This is a genomic window from Vibrio sp. L3-7 (assembly GCF_963898195.1).
Classification (GTDB): Bacteria; Pseudomonadota; Gammaproteobacteria; order Enterobacterales; family Vibrionaceae; genus Vibrio; species Vibrio echinoideorum.
Genome location: NZ_CAWQUW010000031.1, coordinates 1 through 15,881, shown reverse-complemented (window position 1 = coordinate 15,881; position 15,881 = coordinate 1). Strand labels below are relative to the sequence as shown.

General features: G+C 42.0%; 15 protein-coding genes. 8 read left to right on the top strand and 7 right to left on the bottom strand.

Annotated features, from left to right (window positions below):
* Window positions 1–63 precede the first annotated feature (63 nt).
* The 3 genes from AACW75_RS17775 to AACW75_RS17765 all read right to left on the bottom strand — a co-directional run bounded on the left by AACW75_RS17775 (window position 64) and on the right by AACW75_RS17765 (window position 2,261).
* Entirely contained in the window at window positions 64–702 is a 639-nt protein-coding gene (locus tag AACW75_RS17775; protein ID WP_237297893.1) for a hypothetical protein, read from the bottom strand.
* Between the two features lie 399 nt (window positions 703–1,101).
* Window positions 1,102–1,617, bottom strand: a complete 516-nt coding sequence (locus AACW75_RS17770; protein WP_237297892.1) for a hypothetical protein — start codon at window positions 1,615–1,617, stop codon at window positions 1,102–1,104.
* A 116-nt stretch (window positions 1,618–1,733) separates the two neighbouring features.
* Window positions 1,734–2,261 (bottom strand): hypothetical protein, encoded by a 528-nt coding sequence (locus tag AACW75_RS17765; protein WP_237297891.1) that lies wholly within the window; start codon window positions 2,259–2,261, stop codon window positions 1,734–1,736.
* A gap of 89 nt (window positions 2,262–2,350) precedes the next feature.
* Between AACW75_RS17765 and AACW75_RS17760 the strand changes: the two genes are divergently transcribed.
* Entirely contained in the window at window positions 2,351–3,376 is a 1,026-nt protein-coding gene (locus AACW75_RS17760; RefSeq protein ID WP_237297890.1) for an IS110-like element ISVisp6 family transposase, read from the top strand.
* 356 nt (window positions 3,377–3,732) lie between these two features.
* On the opposite strand, the gene AACW75_RS17755 is transcribed toward AACW75_RS17760, so the two are convergent.
* Window positions 3,733–4,383 carry a hypothetical protein gene (locus AACW75_RS17755; RefSeq protein ID WP_237297889.1) on the bottom strand — a complete coding sequence of 217 codons (651 nt, stop codon included), beginning with the start codon at window positions 4,381–4,383 and terminating at the stop codon, window positions 3,733–3,735.
* 618 nt (window positions 4,384–5,001) lie between these two features.
* Between AACW75_RS17755 and AACW75_RS17750 the strand changes: the two genes are divergently transcribed.
* Entirely contained in the window at window positions 5,002–5,739 is a 738-nt protein-coding gene (locus AACW75_RS17750; protein WP_102560866.1) for a DNA/RNA non-specific endonuclease, read from the top strand.
* 412 nt (window positions 5,740–6,151) lie between these two features.
* Here the strand turns inward: AACW75_RS17750 and AACW75_RS17745 are convergent, their stop codons facing one another.
* Window positions 6,152–6,424, bottom strand: a complete 273-nt coding sequence (locus AACW75_RS17745; RefSeq protein ID WP_237297888.1) for a hypothetical protein — start codon at window positions 6,422–6,424, stop codon at window positions 6,152–6,154.
* A 237-nt stretch (window positions 6,425–6,661) separates the two neighbouring features.
* On the opposite strand from AACW75_RS17745, the gene AACW75_RS17740 reads away from it, so the two are divergent.
* Window positions 6,662–7,072, top strand: coding sequence for a LexA family protein (locus tag AACW75_RS17740; protein ID WP_050648101.1), 411 nt, complete (start codon window positions 6,662–6,664; stop codon window positions 7,070–7,072).
* A complete protein-coding gene (locus AACW75_RS17735) occupies window positions 7,072–8,325 on the top strand; it encodes a Y-family DNA polymerase (RefSeq protein ID WP_237297887.1) in 1,254 nt (417 codons plus the stop codon). The genes AACW75_RS17740 and AACW75_RS17735 overlap by 1 nt, the downstream gene beginning before the upstream one ends.
* Window positions 8,326–8,700: 375 nt before the next feature.
* Here the strand turns inward: AACW75_RS17735 and AACW75_RS17730 are convergent, their stop codons facing one another.
* A complete protein-coding gene (locus AACW75_RS17730; RefSeq protein ID WP_016794257.1) occupies window positions 8,701–9,354 on the bottom strand; it encodes a GntR family transcriptional regulator in 654 nt (217 codons plus the stop codon).
* Between the two features lie 147 nt (window positions 9,355–9,501).
* Between AACW75_RS17730 and AACW75_RS17725 the strand changes: the two genes are divergently transcribed.
* From AACW75_RS17725 to AACW75_RS17710, 4 genes are all read left to right on the top strand, one after another.
* Window positions 9,502–10,857 (top strand): FAD-dependent oxidoreductase, encoded by a 1,356-nt coding sequence (locus tag AACW75_RS17725; protein ID WP_108099437.1) that lies wholly within the window; start codon window positions 9,502–9,504, stop codon window positions 10,855–10,857.
* Between the two features lie 12 nt (window positions 10,858–10,869).
* Window positions 10,870–11,994: a mandelate racemase/muconate lactonizing enzyme family protein gene (locus AACW75_RS17720; protein ID WP_016794259.1), complete on the top strand. Its 1,125-nt coding sequence runs from the start codon at window positions 10,870–10,872 to the stop codon at window positions 11,992–11,994.
* 70 nt (window positions 11,995–12,064) lie between these two features.
* The gene (locus AACW75_RS17715) at window positions 12,065–13,678 is read left to right on the top strand and encodes a BCCT family transporter (RefSeq protein WP_016794260.1); all 1,614 of its coding nucleotides are present in this window, start codon (window positions 12,065–12,067) and stop codon (window positions 13,676–13,678) included.
* 70 nt (window positions 13,679–13,748) lie between these two features.
* Window positions 13,749–14,045: a hypothetical protein gene (locus AACW75_RS17710; protein ID WP_016794261.1), complete on the top strand. Its 297-nt coding sequence runs from the start codon at window positions 13,749–13,751 to the stop codon at window positions 14,043–14,045.
* 459 nt (window positions 14,046–14,504) lie between these two features.
* Here the strand turns inward: AACW75_RS17710 and AACW75_RS17705 are convergent, their stop codons facing one another.
* A complete protein-coding gene (locus AACW75_RS17705) occupies window positions 14,505–15,632 on the bottom strand; it encodes an HD domain-containing phosphohydrolase (RefSeq protein WP_237297886.1) in 1,128 nt (375 codons plus the stop codon).
* Between the last annotated feature and the right edge of the window lie 249 nt (window positions 15,633–15,881).

Genomic DNA, 15,881 nt, shown 5'->3' with positions numbered 1-15,881 from the left:
GGGACTCCTAAGTTTTGAGCGAAGCGAAAACGGCAAGCGTTACGAATCACTCTTAAATGCTGGTTACATGTTTTTTCGGATGTTCTTAATCCAACGAAATGCAGCATTCAAGTTTAAACCAATGCCCATAAAGTTAGGCTTAACATCAATTATATCTTCGCTTGGTGAAGCTTTATCACTTACGACAGTCTTTCCTCTATGTAGAATAGCTTTCACCTCGGCATCAATGTTTTTGCGGTACCTTTCAATTGTGCCGCTCACTTCTTTTAAGTCTTCAGGTTTCGGAAACCCACGCCCTTTCAAGCGCTGATCAGTTTTAGCAATCTCATTCCATAATCTACTAACCATAACTTTCAATAAGTTCCCTGCTTCATTGACATACTCTTCAGGGTTCAAGCCTTTGTTGTGGCAAGAATCTTCGACTTCAGAGAGGACTCGTGGTATTTCATGATCAAAAAATGGTTGAAAATAATGCCAATAAGCTCTCTCAGGAGCACCTTTATATCTTATGCCTTTGTACGAAATTTTCTTCTTGAAGTAGTCTTCGATTTCAAGTTCATTCATAGCCGAAAACATCGCCCATTTTTGAATACGCTCGAAGATGTCTTTATCAAGAAGCTCAACTTTTCGCTTTGTTTGTGGGTAAAGCGTTGTAAGCTCACCATTCAAAAATAACAATTCCACCTGAAATCCTTGATACATTTAACGTTCATTAACTGACAAATTGCCGTCTTCTATCCTGCATAGTGCAGCCATTCTCATAATGACTCAACTGATAATCAATAAGTTATGCTACATGAAGGAAGATTGGCTGCATTATGTCACGGGGTGTTGAATTATCGCTCAGTCGGATAAGTTTGAGTAGGGTAAACACAGTTAGCAAAATATAAATGAGTAAAAGGTCTAACGTATAATGGGACAGAAATGAGCTACAGCTTCCCCTAAATTAGCAATTTATAGATAACTAAAGGTATGGAAAGTCGCTTAACGTATCGTCCAGTATTGATGGTGCAGATCAGTGCCCCACTGAACCAGCAAAGCGCACCGAACTTCATACCAAAACCGCCGAGTGTAACGCATCACCTTGATTGCTTTGTTATATCACATTGTCCAAAGTGGCAGCATCTTACTTACTGCCAACAACAAATATGATGCAAAAAGTGTATAGTCTCGAATAGTGCTACCGATTGAAATTATACTACCAAGTCGCGCTAGCTCTTCCTTCCAGTCTGGTAGCAACTTTTCTAACGCTGAAGCATTTAAAGCTGATTCTCTTGGGGCTAAAATTTCTCCACTTTCTTGGTTTATGGCTTCAGTTCCTTCTATTGCATTTTGCTTATATGCCGCCAAATGCTCGCTATAATCTAGGTACTTACCATTTTTCTGAAGAAAGACGTTATATCGTTCTATCTTTTTCAATCCAGAGACAACAGATATTGCGAGCAATAATAACGCAACTAGCACAAACGAGCTTTCATTCACGCCAAAGCTACTCAGAACTACAAAATCTTTGGCAAAGTAAGCAAAAGTCGCTGAAGAGATTCCAACGATAAAGTAATCATATTTACTAACACCACTGATACTCTGTTTAGCTAACTCTACTGATCGATCTGACATATTTCACCTTGTGATATAGCGCCGCATTAAGGTGAGAGCGGCGCTTGGCTATACTTTGAGCGAAGCGAAAACGCCAAGCGTTGCGAATCACTCTTAAATGCTTTGTTATGTGCGTACTAAACTTTCTGCTCTAATTTGCAATATGCACCAACTACTTCTTTCATATTGGCTGGTAAGTTTTTCATATTATCAATGATACATTTTAACAACTTTAGCCTTTGCTGTTCTTTAGTTGTCTGTTGAGTCTCCTCATAGTTTCGTGCATTAACGACCTTATCGAGTTCACTACTAGCTACTTTTGAATTATGTTCATCAGCATAGGCTTTAGTGATGTCAGAGTTTAGCTTTCCAGCTTTGAATTTAGACAAGGTTTGCTCAAAGGACATCGATTTTACTGATGCAACCTCAGACAAATGAATTGCTAATATGCTACGCAATACGTCTAACTTATCTGCATTGCTCCATTCCTCTGAGGCTAAGCTGGCATCAATTTGCTGAAATATTGGTCTTACTACGTCTTTATTTTTTGGAGTAACAAGTTCTGAGTACGAAACATTTTCAAAAAATAACCGATTGAAAAAGCTCTCGCTATCCGCAAACACTGAAGACGACACCAACAGTAAAATTAAGATGATTTTGTTCATTTTTCCTCTAAGCACATAACGAATGACATGGATTCCCCCTACCGAGGATCTGCCACACTTATGTGGTACTTAAATGCATCGGAGGCACCATGTCTGATTATTCTTATTTCTGCGGTATCGACCTAGCTAAAAACCACTTTAGTCTTCATGCCGTAGACCAAAATGGTAAGGTCATACTTCATAAGTCAGTAACTCGCTCTAAACTACTGACTACAATAGCAAATATGCCACTCATGCGTATAGGAGTTGAAGCGTGTGGTGGTGCACATTATTGGGCAAGAACACTCAATAAACTGGGACATGACGCCCGTATCATGGCCGTTAAATACGTAATCCCTTATCGAACTAAGGGAAAGAACGACCTTAATGATGCTGTTGCCATATGCGAAGCTGTTCAGCGACCATCTACTCGCTTTGTGCCTGTAAAATCCCCCGAGCAACAAGCCATCTTATCAGTACATAGAATGAGAGAGCATTGGGTTCGTGAGCGCACCGCGCTTATGAATCGCATGCGCGCCCTACTCTCTGAGTTCGGGTTAATCATTCCTGTTGGCCGCTCTTCATTAATGACACACGTTCCCTTAATGCTTGAAGATGCAGAAAATGAACTGCCACATCTCGCAAGAACGGTGGTTGCCGATGCTTATCACCACCTTGGAGAGTTGAATCAACGTATCGCCGATACTGAACAAGTCTTCGACTCTTTTGCTAAGGTCAGCGCTAATGTTCAACGAGTGATGAAAGTTCGAGGTATTGGACCGCAAACCGCTACTGCGATACTTGCTTCGATAGGCAACGGTTCTCAATTTGATAAAAGCCGTGATTTCTCTGCTTGGCTAGGACTCGTACCAAAACAATATTCGACGGGAGGAAAGCCACGCTTAGGTCGGATAACCAAACACGGCGATAAATACTTACGAACACTATTAGTTCACGGAGCAAGGACCGTGATTGCCAACCTTGGCGACAAGCAAGATAAGCTAAGTCAGTGGTGTCGAGGCGTTCTAGAACGAAGAGGAATGAACCGAGCGATAGTGGCACTTGCCGCGAAGAACGCACGAATTATATGGTCGCTTTTACACAATCAAACAGAATATGAAAACTATGCTGCTTAAGTAAAAACTTAAGCAGCATAAAGAGTTAGACCCACCGGGTCATTGCAGACGCTAATGATGGAGATAGGTTAAGACCACTTGCGGAGAGCCTGTTAATGCGGCGGACACACTAGATGTCATTTAACGAATAAGGCACCGCAGTCGCGCAAGTCATCAGGGCCACGACGTATACGAATCGTCGATAAGTAGGCCGAATGTAGAGCGGCAGTCCAAAACCCATCAACATAAGTTTAGCGGATGTTTGACAACCGGGGGAATCCATGTAGCCCCGTTAAGCTGTGAGTGAACGTGTGCCAAAATTGGAGCGAAGCGAAAATGGCACGCGTTTGCGAATCAGCTTGAACGGTTTGTTATGTTTATTCTTTCAGCATTTGGTCAAATAGCTCCGTTAAGAAGTCACAGAAAACATTAATACAGTGCTCTGAGAAGCCTGACTCTATTAACACTTTGTCATTCTTAGCTAATGATAAAAATGCATTTCCTTTAATGTAACCACGCAATTCTTGGTTCCCTGTTTTGACCGTGCCATCTGCGTGCACCACACAGTTTCTTATTTGTTGAATTTTCGTAATCTCTACCCAAGCAGGGTATTTTCTAGGAAAGTCCACAAGCGCCACTTTTTCAAGGTACTTTCGACACTGATCAACAATACCGTTTGATTCGAGATCCTTTATCTTTACAGGGTTTTCTAATTCACGTTCATAAGCTTGGCAGATTTGCTGAAATTGATGCTCTAAAACGGTATAGATTGTAATTAGTTCCGCTCGCCTTTGAATTGAAGGAAATTCAAATTTCAGTTCTTGAAATTGCTCTGCCATGTCTTCTAGATACACAGCTCGGTCATAAGACTCCATACCTTGAGCTAATTTTTCAACGTTAGCCTTAAAAGTTTCAGCTTCTAACTCTAAAAAGTCATCTACTTTTCTTACATGCTCCTTGTACGTATCGTATTGCATGTAAAAACTTGATCTGAAAAGTGGAAATCTAAAATCTTTTAAAGTGTCCAAATTTTGCTCCTATAAACATAACATTTTAATATCGTGCCAGCACGAATTGATGTATTCAGCATATCTCAAGAGCTTTACCTAACCAACTGAAAATTATAAATATAATCCAGTTTGATTCGAATTTTCAGTTGAAAACCGTGCAAGCACATATTGCTTACGATTCAAGGCACGTTATCAATCATAAAGTTCCTTTTAGTTCTTCATTATTCAATGGCTTAAAAATAGTTGAACAACATATTCGTGCGTAAGTGTGATTAAAGGTTAGTCTGTTGTGGATCAAAACATTTAGCTACATTGGTGGAACTCTAGGCATGAGGAAAAGTAAGGCAAGTTGCAGGGTTTGAAACTGAGTTCAATCCCTCTCTGGCTCACTTTGGGGCAAAAGTTACTCAGATGAATTGGGCAACAAGTGAAGAGCCTTTTTCTTGTGGCACTAAACCACTTCTGTACACAGTTACTCCTCAAGTCGAAGACCGAAATTGTGAAAAACTTCAGAATAAGGAAGCTCAAAAGGAAACCAAATGGGGTCTTCCCGTTTCAGAAACGTTAACCCACTCTACTTCTACCGTTTTGATAGTTATGCTAAATTTGAGGCGAAGCTCATCTAAAGGAATGACAATGAAAGCATGGATAGCAATTACAGTGCTAGCCTCAGGTATTTTGAGTGCTGCTGAATTTCGGACACCAAACTGCCCTATTGGCTGCCCTAGCCTAGAAATTGACGGTAATGTTGTCATCTTCGAGCGTTTGTACACGCTCTCTCAAAACAAGAAAACACAATTTGCAGATTGGGTCGCATATGAAGTCGATATTCTTAACTTCGGAACAACAACTAATCGAACTTGGAAAAATAACCCTCTACTTGTTGAAGCTGAGCGATTAGAGAAAGGTGATTATACTGGGGCTGCAAGTAAGCTCAATGTTGACCGTGGGCATCAGGCTCCCTTAGCCAGTTTTGTCGGCAGTCGCTATTGGCCTACTCTTAACTATTTGTCGAATATCACTCCCCAAGCAAAAGACTTAAACCAAGGCGCATGGAAAAACTTGGAAAAAGCAGTTAGGGATGCCGTTGGGTTTCGAGAGAACCTGTACGTTATTACAGGGACTCTCTACCGTAACGAAATGGATACTTTACCAAAAGCTGATGAGCCTCATGCAATACCCTCGGATTACTACAAAATTGTGTACGACGAGAAAGGAAATTCTGTAGCCTTTTTCATGAACCAACACACAACCAGAGATACAAATTACTGCACTAGAAAGCTGGCAGTATCAGAGTTGAGATCAATCGTTCCATATACCCTGCCAAGTGGTTTAGCTGATAGTAATGAAATATTGGAACGTTTAGGTTGTTGAACACTAAGGTTGTTTGGGCTCGAATTGCTCAGCTCAGAACATGCTCGAAGTTGTAGCTATGCCGCGCTTCCATTTAACTATCCGACTTCCAACATGCTGTGTAACTACGAATCAGTAATCAAGCTATTTAATCCACTACAACAAGTAGCTCTTCATAGGATTGAGTTACTTAAATTACCTTAGGAACAACCATGAGCTACGCTCATGAACTAATAGAGGTCTTTCAAAGCGTAGCTTTGGGATGTTTTCATGGGGGTCACTTTTACTCTATATATAATATTAGGGTGAAAGTGACCCTATACATTTAGACCATTTCAAATTAGCAATCCAGTGATAGAACTAACAAGTTATATGGATGACTGTACTAAGGAACTGTCCAGGCGACTGCATTTTTGAACACCAAGCTACAGATCTAGTGAAGTGGATGACTTTCAAAGTTCATTACGTAAGTGACAGCAATCGCAAGTATGAGTTCGTCATACTGAGTAGTTAAATCAATATCGGTTAAAACGATCAGCAACAACAAATCGGGCTCCGATACATCGTTCATCAAATGCAAAGCTATATCGTCAGAATCGACCTTCATCACAGCTTGAGTCATCAATACAAACAACTGGTTTAAACAGCTATCGCAATGAGCATTTGCGCGATGGATATACTCTAGAAAAATTGATTTAGTATTCATACGTACAGAATAATAAAAACACTCACAGTTAAAGTATTGGAATAGACTGCCATCATGTGAAGAAAATCACGATGCAGTCGCTCGCATACCTAATGGGTTCGAACAACCTCAACTTTTAAACGTACGCTTTGTTAATTCGAACAAAAGGTTAATTAAACCGCACTTAGTTTTACAAACATTGACGGCCCTAGAATCTATACTGTATATTTATACAGTATAGATTCTAGGGCCGTAAACATGCACATTCTACCGCTTTCTCCATCCAGTATTTCTTGCTCTCTTACCTCCTGGGAATCACCAGCAGCTGAGTATGTTGAGCTTGGTGTTTCACTGGATTCTGTCTTGGTAAATAACCCCAATGCTACATATCTTGCTTATGCTAACGGAGATTCCATGGAAAGAATTGGCATCTTCAATGGCGACTTGTTAGTCATCGACAGAAAGCCACAAGCTCAGCATTTTGATACCGTTATCGTCAGCTTAAATGGTGCATTTATGTGCAAAATCCTTGATGTGCATAACAGGCTTTTGCTGTCAGCAAATCCTCATCACTTACCTATTGAGATCCATCCAGAAGATGCCTTTGCTATTGAAGGGGTTGTGATACGTTCTATTCGTCTACATAAACCGTTGCCTGAGTTCATGTAATGTTTGCTCTTATAGATTGCAACGCTATGTATGTCGCTTGTGAACAAGTATTTCGGCCTGATTTACGACACCTACCCTGTATTGTCTTATCAAACAATGATGGTGCAGTTGTAGCAGCAAATCGGTTGGCAAAAGAAGCTGGAGTCAAAAAGTTTGAGCCCTATTTCAAGCAAAAAACACTCATTGAAAAGCGTGGTGTGAACGTTTTTTCATCAAACTATGCTTTATATGCTGATCTGTCTGCAAAAATGATGGCAACAATTACGGCGTTCTCACCAAGGAGCCATATTTACTCAATAGATGAATGCTTTTTAGATATAAGCCGTTTTTCACATGTTGAGTCAGACTTAACCTCTTTCGGTCAACGAATTCGTCAAACGGTCTGGAAAGAATGTCGACTGCCCGTTTGCTTTGGTGCGGGTGATACTTTGACACTATCAAAAATGGCAAACAGAGTAGCCAAAGTTGATAAAGAGTTGAATGGTGTCTGCATCATTGATTCTGAAGACAAACGCCAACAATATTTGACATCACAACCTGTATCTGAAGTTTGGGGCGTTGGAAGGCGATTGACACAACGTATGAAGTTGATGGGGATTGAAACAGCTCTAGATCTTGCGAATTTAAGTCCTGAACAAGCAAGGTGCTCTTTCAATGTAGAAATTGAACGAACCGTTCGTGAGTTAAATGGCCACCCTTGCAAAGTTTGGGACGAATGCAGAGCGGACAAACAACAGATATTTAGCACTCGCAGTGTCGGCAACCGAATAACATCACTTGAAGAGCTAAAACAAGCCCTCGCCTTTCACGCTGCCACAGTGGCAAGAAAAGCACGTAATCAAAAGAGCTCATGCGCTACTCTCATGGCTTTTGCCAACACATCACCTTTCGATGACATACCACAAAACTTCAAAAAAACCTGCACATTTGAATTTCCAACTAATGATACAAGTAAGTTGACTAAAGCAGTGACGTTGATGGCAACTAGGTTGTTTAAGCCAGGTGTCAGCTATTACAAGATTGGCGTAGGTGCGATGAACCTAGTATCCGATCGGCAGCGTCAACAGGACTTATTTTCCGAACCTGACAACCCAGCATTGATGCAAGCCATAGATAAACTCAATAACAAGTTGGGGCGAGATTCGATATTCCTAGCCGCTCAGGGAACTACACATGACTGGGCTATGAAGCGCAATTTTTTATCACCACAATACACGACAAAGTTAAAAGACCTACCGAGAGTACTTTGCTAATAAATGATCTGAAGAGTCGAAACCTATTTTTATCAAACATTTGGACACTCTTTCGAGCTAGGAGCTGCTACGGGTAAGAATTAAGCCTGTGACGGTTCTGGACAGAAATGAGTTTCGGAAAATCTAATATTAGCAAATGACGAATAACTTCAGGTATGGCAAATCGCTATACTGACGATTAGGACGCACTGGATGAGGTCGGAACCTATGCCCTACGATGAATGCACTCGCCTAAAGAAAAACACTCAGGCACACACCCTTCTAGAGCAGATCACACAATTTACTTCTATAGGGGGCATCAGCCTGTTCAACAAATGTACACCTAAGCCACATAGAAACTTAAGAGTGAACGGCATTATTGCACATGGCGAAGTGTTATTTTCTTGCTGTAATACTTCGATACGCCATGTCTGTTAGGTAATCATTCAAGCGATGTGATGCTGCAACGGCCTCTTCTGCATCGGTATGACTAACAGCTCTTAATACAGCGGCATGGTAAGAAGATGCATCCACAAGATCAGAATTTTGATTTTTGTAGGCAAACCAAAAGCGGCGTGACAGTCCCTGAAGAGGGGCCATCGCCAGTTGCAAATACTCATTTGTTGCGGCCTTGACCAACAAAATGTGGATTTCTTTTAGTAGCGTCGCATATTGTATATCGTCTCGGTTTTTCGCACACTCCTCAAGCTTATCGGCGAGTAATAGCATCTGCTGTTTCTCTTCGACACTCGCTCTGGCAGAGGCATATTTCACGCACAAGGCTTCAATATCACGGCGAACCTCAAGAATTTTAAGCTGGCTTTCGACCGAAATAGGTGGGATTTGGATCCCTCTGCGAGCATGGATTTCTACCATACGCTCATATGATAGCCGTTGAAGAGCCTCTCGTACTGGCGTTCGGCCAAGATCCATTCCTTCAGCAAGTTGTTTTTCACTCACCATACTTCCAGGCTCAAGCTCTCGGAAAATAATCATTTTTTCCAATTGGTTATAAGCCACATCAGTCTTATTTGCGTTGTTTATGGTCATTCTGCGCGCTATTCCTTTGATCAATTTTTTAGTGAGCGATCTCACGATAACTAGTTTCGCTATTGTACCACAAAAAAAAAGGGCATATATTAAAAATACACAACTGATATATCAGATGAATATCAAAAATCTATTAGCGAGGTAAACATGAAAGATTGGAAAATTGTTCGCCGTTTTGAACAAATACCGGATCTGCCAATTTTGGCTGAGGTTGATGTCCTAGTCATTGGTGGCGGTGCCGCTGGTGTAGCCGCTGCTGAAACGGCTAGCTCCATGGGTAAAGACACCTGGTTAATTGAAAAATATGGTTTTTGTGGCGGAGCAGCAGTGGCTGGTTTGTCAGGTACTATTTGCGGCATGTTCATGGCTTCAGACGAAGAGAATGCTCAACCCGAACAAGTGGTGTTCGGATTCACGGAGCGATTCCGTCAAGAGCTGAAGAAACGCAATGGAGTGACCGAGCCTCAAAAATACGGCAAGACATTTACCGTTACCCATGATCCTTTAGTATGGCGTGAAGTCGCGGACGACCTACTTGAAAGCGCCGGCGTCACGACCCTTTTCCACACATCAGTCACGGGGGTGATCATGGAAAAAGATGCATTCAAAGGTGTGGTCATCGAATCCAATGCAGGCCAAAGCATCATCCTGAGTAAAATGATTGTTGATGCATCCGGTGACGCAGCCGTGATTGCTCGTGCTGGCATGGACTACTATTTTGGTGATCAAGGTCGTATCCAAAATCCTACGATGTTCTTCCGTATTGCCGATGTCGATATGGAGAAGTATTTGGCCTACTACGGCGAAGATACAATATGCCCGCCAAAGGTGACCGAAAGCATTCTCGCAGCCAACAAGAGCGGTGAATACACGTTACCACGTCATAAAATTTGGATCTTTCCCACCACTCGACCAGGTGAGTTGATGGTCAACGCCACTCGTCTCGCCGGGCAAAATGGCCGCATGTTTAATGTTATTGACCCCAAAGATTTCACGGAGGCTGAAGTTTTTGGCCGCCGCCAAGTTCGTGATTATGCGCGCTTCTTAAACCACTTTGTTCCTGGTTGTGAAGATGCTTACGTTGTCGATACTGGTGTTGAAGTCGGCATCCGCCAAACACGTTCAATCGTCGGTGTTGAGACTCTAACTAATGATGACGTTGTTAATTGCAACAAGAGAAAAGATGGTATTTGTCGCACACCTTGGCCAATTGAACTGCACTCAGGCGACAAACCAAAGCTGCATTGGTTGATCAACGACTACTACGACGTACCTTACAACACGTTGGTCCCAATCATTGGTGAAAACATCATCGCCGCGGGTCGCTGCCTAAGCGCAGAACATGAAGCACTGGCCTCGGCACGAGTCACTGCGCAATGCTTTGAATACGGGCACGCCGCAGGAATTGCAGCAGTAAAAGCAATTAAAGAAAATAGACGAATCCGCGACCTTACGGGCGAGGAAATCCGCGCAGTCATGATTGAAAATGGCAGCGTTTTATAAGGAGAAAACCCAATGAAAGATACTGTGATCAAACGAGTTGAGCTCTATGCTGTAGCAGATCGCGATGCTCCACCGATCCCTTGGGCCGACAACCAAGAGCCTCTGCTCTACACTAATAATATCGTGCGTATCATTTGTAACGATGGAACAGAAGGTGTCGGTGCCACCATCAGCTATACAGAGAACGATTTTGACCGTTGCATCATTGAAGCTATGCGTACGATCGTGCCAGGGCTAATCGGTAAGAATCCATTAATGACTGATGAGCTTAACACTTGGTTAGGTGCGCGTTGTTCTTGGGGCGGTCTACCTGCCAAATCACCCATTGATATTGCAGCATGGGATATCAAAGGTAAAAAAGCGGGTATGCCACTATATATGTTATTAGGGGGGGCACGTCATAAGATGAAATCTTACGCATCAACCCCTATGTTTGACACAGTTGAAGAGTATTTCCCATACGTTGATGACTGTATTGAGCACGGATTTACTGCAATAAAACTCCATTGCTACTGTGTATATGAAAAGGATGTAAAACTGGTCAACGCGATTCAAGAACGATACGGCAAGACAGGTGTTCGATTCATGCTCGACACGGCCACTTTCTATACGCCTGCAGAAGCAATGAAGATGGCTAAGTTGATGGAGAGTTATGGCTGGGAATGGTTAGAAGCACCGGTTTCTGACTATGACTACAAAACCTATCAACGTTTAGTCGATAAAACTGACCTTGAAATATCCAGCCACGGTAACTGCTTACTGACGCTTCAAGAGGTCACTTATGCACTCGGTAATGGTTTTTGGTCAGATGTTCGCCAAGATGCAACAGTATGCGGCGGTATTACTCAGCTCAATAAGTGCTTTGCGATCGCTGAAGGACACTCTAAAAACTTAGAAATACAGAGTATGGGCTACACCATTACGCAAGCGGCCAACTTACATGTCGCCCTTGCACACAATAACTGTAACTTCTTCGAGCAATTCTACCCATACGAAAGCTTCGAGCTTGCTTCTAAAACTCAGATCCGAACAGACCGAGATGGTTTCGTCCACGCGCCAGAAGGCAACGGTTTGGGCGTAGAAATGGATTGGGACGCTGTAAAAGAAGCTTCAATCGCTACTTATGTATTCGAATAATTAAAACAAAATTAACGTGAAACAGTTGTTCTCCTCTCAGATATGCGGGGAGAATAACAAGGAGTCCTCTATGGAAAATAACAACTCTAGCAACTTTGACCGAACTACGGTCTTGATCTCTTTGGTCATCATAAGTGCGCTATCTGTCTTCTTCTTAACTGATACCGAGCGCGCTATTAGCATCGCTGGCGATATATTTACTATGATCGCTTATAACCTTGGCACCCCTATCTTATGGTTTGGTTTTGCCATGGTCGTTGTCTCAGTTTACTTAATGGTGAGTAAATACGGCAACATTCGAATGGGTAATGAAAAACCGGAATACACCAACTTTGCCTACATTACCATGATGGCTTTAGCTGGCGTTGGTTCAGGTACCGTATACTGGGCGTTCTTGGAGTGGTCTTACTACATCAAAACACCACCATTTGCCATTGAAGCCGGCTCCGTTACAGCGCATGAGTGGGCGGTTACTTACTCTCTGCACCACTGGGGTATTACGGCTTGGGCTCTCTATGCGATCAGCGCTGTGCCAATCATGTACTCTTATTACGTTCGTAAGAACCCATCGTTAAAAATCAGCGATATTATTAAAGGTATGATTCAAAACCAAGCGGTCGGAAAGGTTGTCGGTCGTATTATCGATATTACTTACCCTATTGCCCTAGTTTTCGGGCTAATCATCGTACTCGCACTGGGTGTGCCAATCGTGTCTGCGGCAGTCGCTCAGTTGACTGGATTACAAGACACTCTGATGCTTAAACTTGGGATGCTCGGCATTGTTGCTGCTTTGCTTATTGTCAGCTCTTTTGTAGGTATCGAGAAAGGGATGAAAAATATCTCAAGCTCTGGGACCTACTTCCTTATTGCTCTTGTTATCTACATCCTCATTTTTGGACCAACCCTGTTTATCTTAGAGAATACCAGCACCTCAATTAGCTTGTGGGCATCTAATTTCATTCATATGAGCCTTTATACGGATGCGATTACCCAAGATAAGTTCCCTCAGAACTGGACCGCTTACTTCTGGGCTTACTGGATGATTTTCATTCCTTTAATGTGTATTTTCATCACTAAGGTATCGAAAGGACGTACACTTCGCGAAGTGATCGCTTGTATGGTTGGCGGTGGCACCGTTGGTACAACAATTCTGTTTTCTATCGTGGGTTCATTCATGATGAAAACCCAGCTAGACAAACAAGTGAACATTAGCCAAATGGTCTCTGATGGCCAAGCGAGTCAGTCCATTGTAGAAGCGTTAAACACGCTACCATTCTCCTCACTGATTTTGGTTATATTCATTGTATCCACCTTCCTGTTATTAGTTACAACGTTAGATGGCTCTGTATTTACCGTCGCTTGCCAAACTCAACACGTGCTTGATAAAGACAAGAATCCAGCAAGAATACTGAAGATATTCTGGTGTCTGGTTATTATTGCGATTCCAGCGGTATTCATCATCGTCAAAGCACCTGTAGGGTCAATGCAATCTGCAATATTAATATTTGCAGCACCATTGCTTGTCCTTGTGAGCTTCATGCTGATTAAGACCTTTAAATACATGAAGGAAGACTACGGTCAACTCACTGCACAAGAAATTCAACATATGCACCAGTTGAAAGTGTCACAAAAAAAAGTTGAGAACGAAAAAGAGACTGTCGATACAAAACCTGTCTTAAACTAGACCTTATGCAAAAATAAGTCATTTACATTTAACTTATAAATGACTTGTTTTTGCCTTTAAATCAATAACTATGAGTCTAACTACAACGCAACGAGCGCTAAGCTTATTGTTCATCAGCTCCTTTTTACTGATGAGTAGCCACGGCCTGCGTAGTATTTTAATTCCAGTAAAACTGACCTCTGAACAAGTTGGGGTTCAGTCTATTGGTTTTATCCTCTCCATGTACTCAGTGGGCTTTCTATTGGGCACGATCATCGGCAATCGTGTGCTGCGTCAGATTGGGCTAGTAAGAACGTTCGCAATGTGTGGCGGCCTTGGAGCAAGTGCCATACTGGTCATGGGCCTGAGCACAGATAGTTGGCTTTAGTATTCAAATGAGGTCAGTCATGGTTTTTTGCATCGCCAGCGCCACGTCAACACTCGATACTTGGTTTAGTAGCGTTTCATCAACGTAGAAGAGAGGCAAGATTCTCGCGAGCAATCAGGTGATGATCTTATCAGCTATTACTATGCATATTGGTACTTCAACGAAACTGGCTTTTAATGAGCTTCTAAGATTAGAAAATTTTGGTCAATATAATCGTTCTTGTTTAGTGAAGAATAACAACTCTAAACAGGAAAGGGGCAGATCTGAGCTAGCTGGCACTTTTTGAGAAAAGTGCCACGAGTAAAACTTCAGGTCTATGAAGCCTCTGGACAAAAATAATTTAGGGTAATTACTTAAATTGAGTATGTTCGAATTACCTTTTTTATGGCAAACCATACAATTAGAAACAAGCTAACTTGGAGCTTGGCTAAAGATTACTACTACATTTGTGCCACATTTTTATTGTAAATTAACAGGTGTATACAACCCACCTAAAGTCTCATCTTGTTTGTAGCAAGTAAGGAAAGCGTCTACTACACAGGGGTCGTATAGTTTATTTCGGCCTTGTTCTAAGGTATTGATAGCTTTCTTCGCTCCGACAGCCTTCCTATATGGTCTATCATTTGCCATAGCATCGAAGGTATCTGCAACAGCTATAATCCGAGCCTCAAGTAAAATTTCATTCCCTTTGATTCCGTTTGGGTAGCCCGAGCCATCCAACCTTTCATGGTGCTGTTCGATCATTTCGACGATTGGCCAAGGAAAAATTACTTCATGAAAAATCTTTGCTCCTACTTCTGAATGACTTTGGAGTAACTTGTACTCTGCTGGCATGAGCTTCCCAGGCTTACTTAAGATTTGAGACGGGATAGTAATTTTCCCGATGTCGTGAACCAAAGCTCCAATGACTAGTCCCTCTTTCACAGAGTCTTCTAGTGAAAGTTTATCAGCTATAAGGTCGCATATATGAGCGACATTGCGTTGGTGAGAGGAAGTGTATTCATCACGAATTTCAAGCGCACGAGATATTGCGCCTAGCATATTAGTCATAATCGCGATGGAGGTAGAAGAATCAAATTCTAGCTTATTGTTAGCTAATCCAGATTCGATCTTACTTACCTTTGTTTGTACCTGAGGCCAGATGTCCTTGATCATACTGTAAAAATAACTTACGAAGTCATGACTGTATGGTGCGTTGTTGTTGCCTATACCGATGACTGCAACTACGTCATTATTTTGTATTACGGGAAGACTGAAGTGATGAGTTAGTTTTATGTGGTCTTTCGGTAAAGAGTCATCTATGGAATAGTTTGCATCATAGTGGTTGTGTATTACGGGCTTTTTAGTTCTTATACTATCTGCCCATATTCCTGCAGATGATAGTGGATAGTGGGTTACGTAGCTGCAATGGCAATGTTCCAAAACAGAGGTTGACCAAACATTTAATGCGATTTCTTCGTTAGTATGAGAATAGAAGTGGAAATATCCGATATCGCTCTTGGCTTCTTGTACAAAAAAATCAATGAGATCTCGATAGAAGTCATGACTCGTTAAATATTTCTTTCTTGTAAGAAAATCTATACTCATAGAGCTTTCAGTCCGTTAAAATCGATATTGACTTTAAGTCTAGTTCTTTTTCGCGTATTTCATCTGACATTAGCAGAATTTAGGCTGGCTAAGAAAGTACATGTTCTGGCTGAAACTAATATTGGTCGGATAAGCGACACCTGTTACCAGGTGCCGCTCTCCTAAGAACCCAGCGTGCAACTTTCACTGCACTGGGCTCAAGCCTCCGCGAAGGCGTACTATGTACACCCACTTGCCAATAAGGCAGAT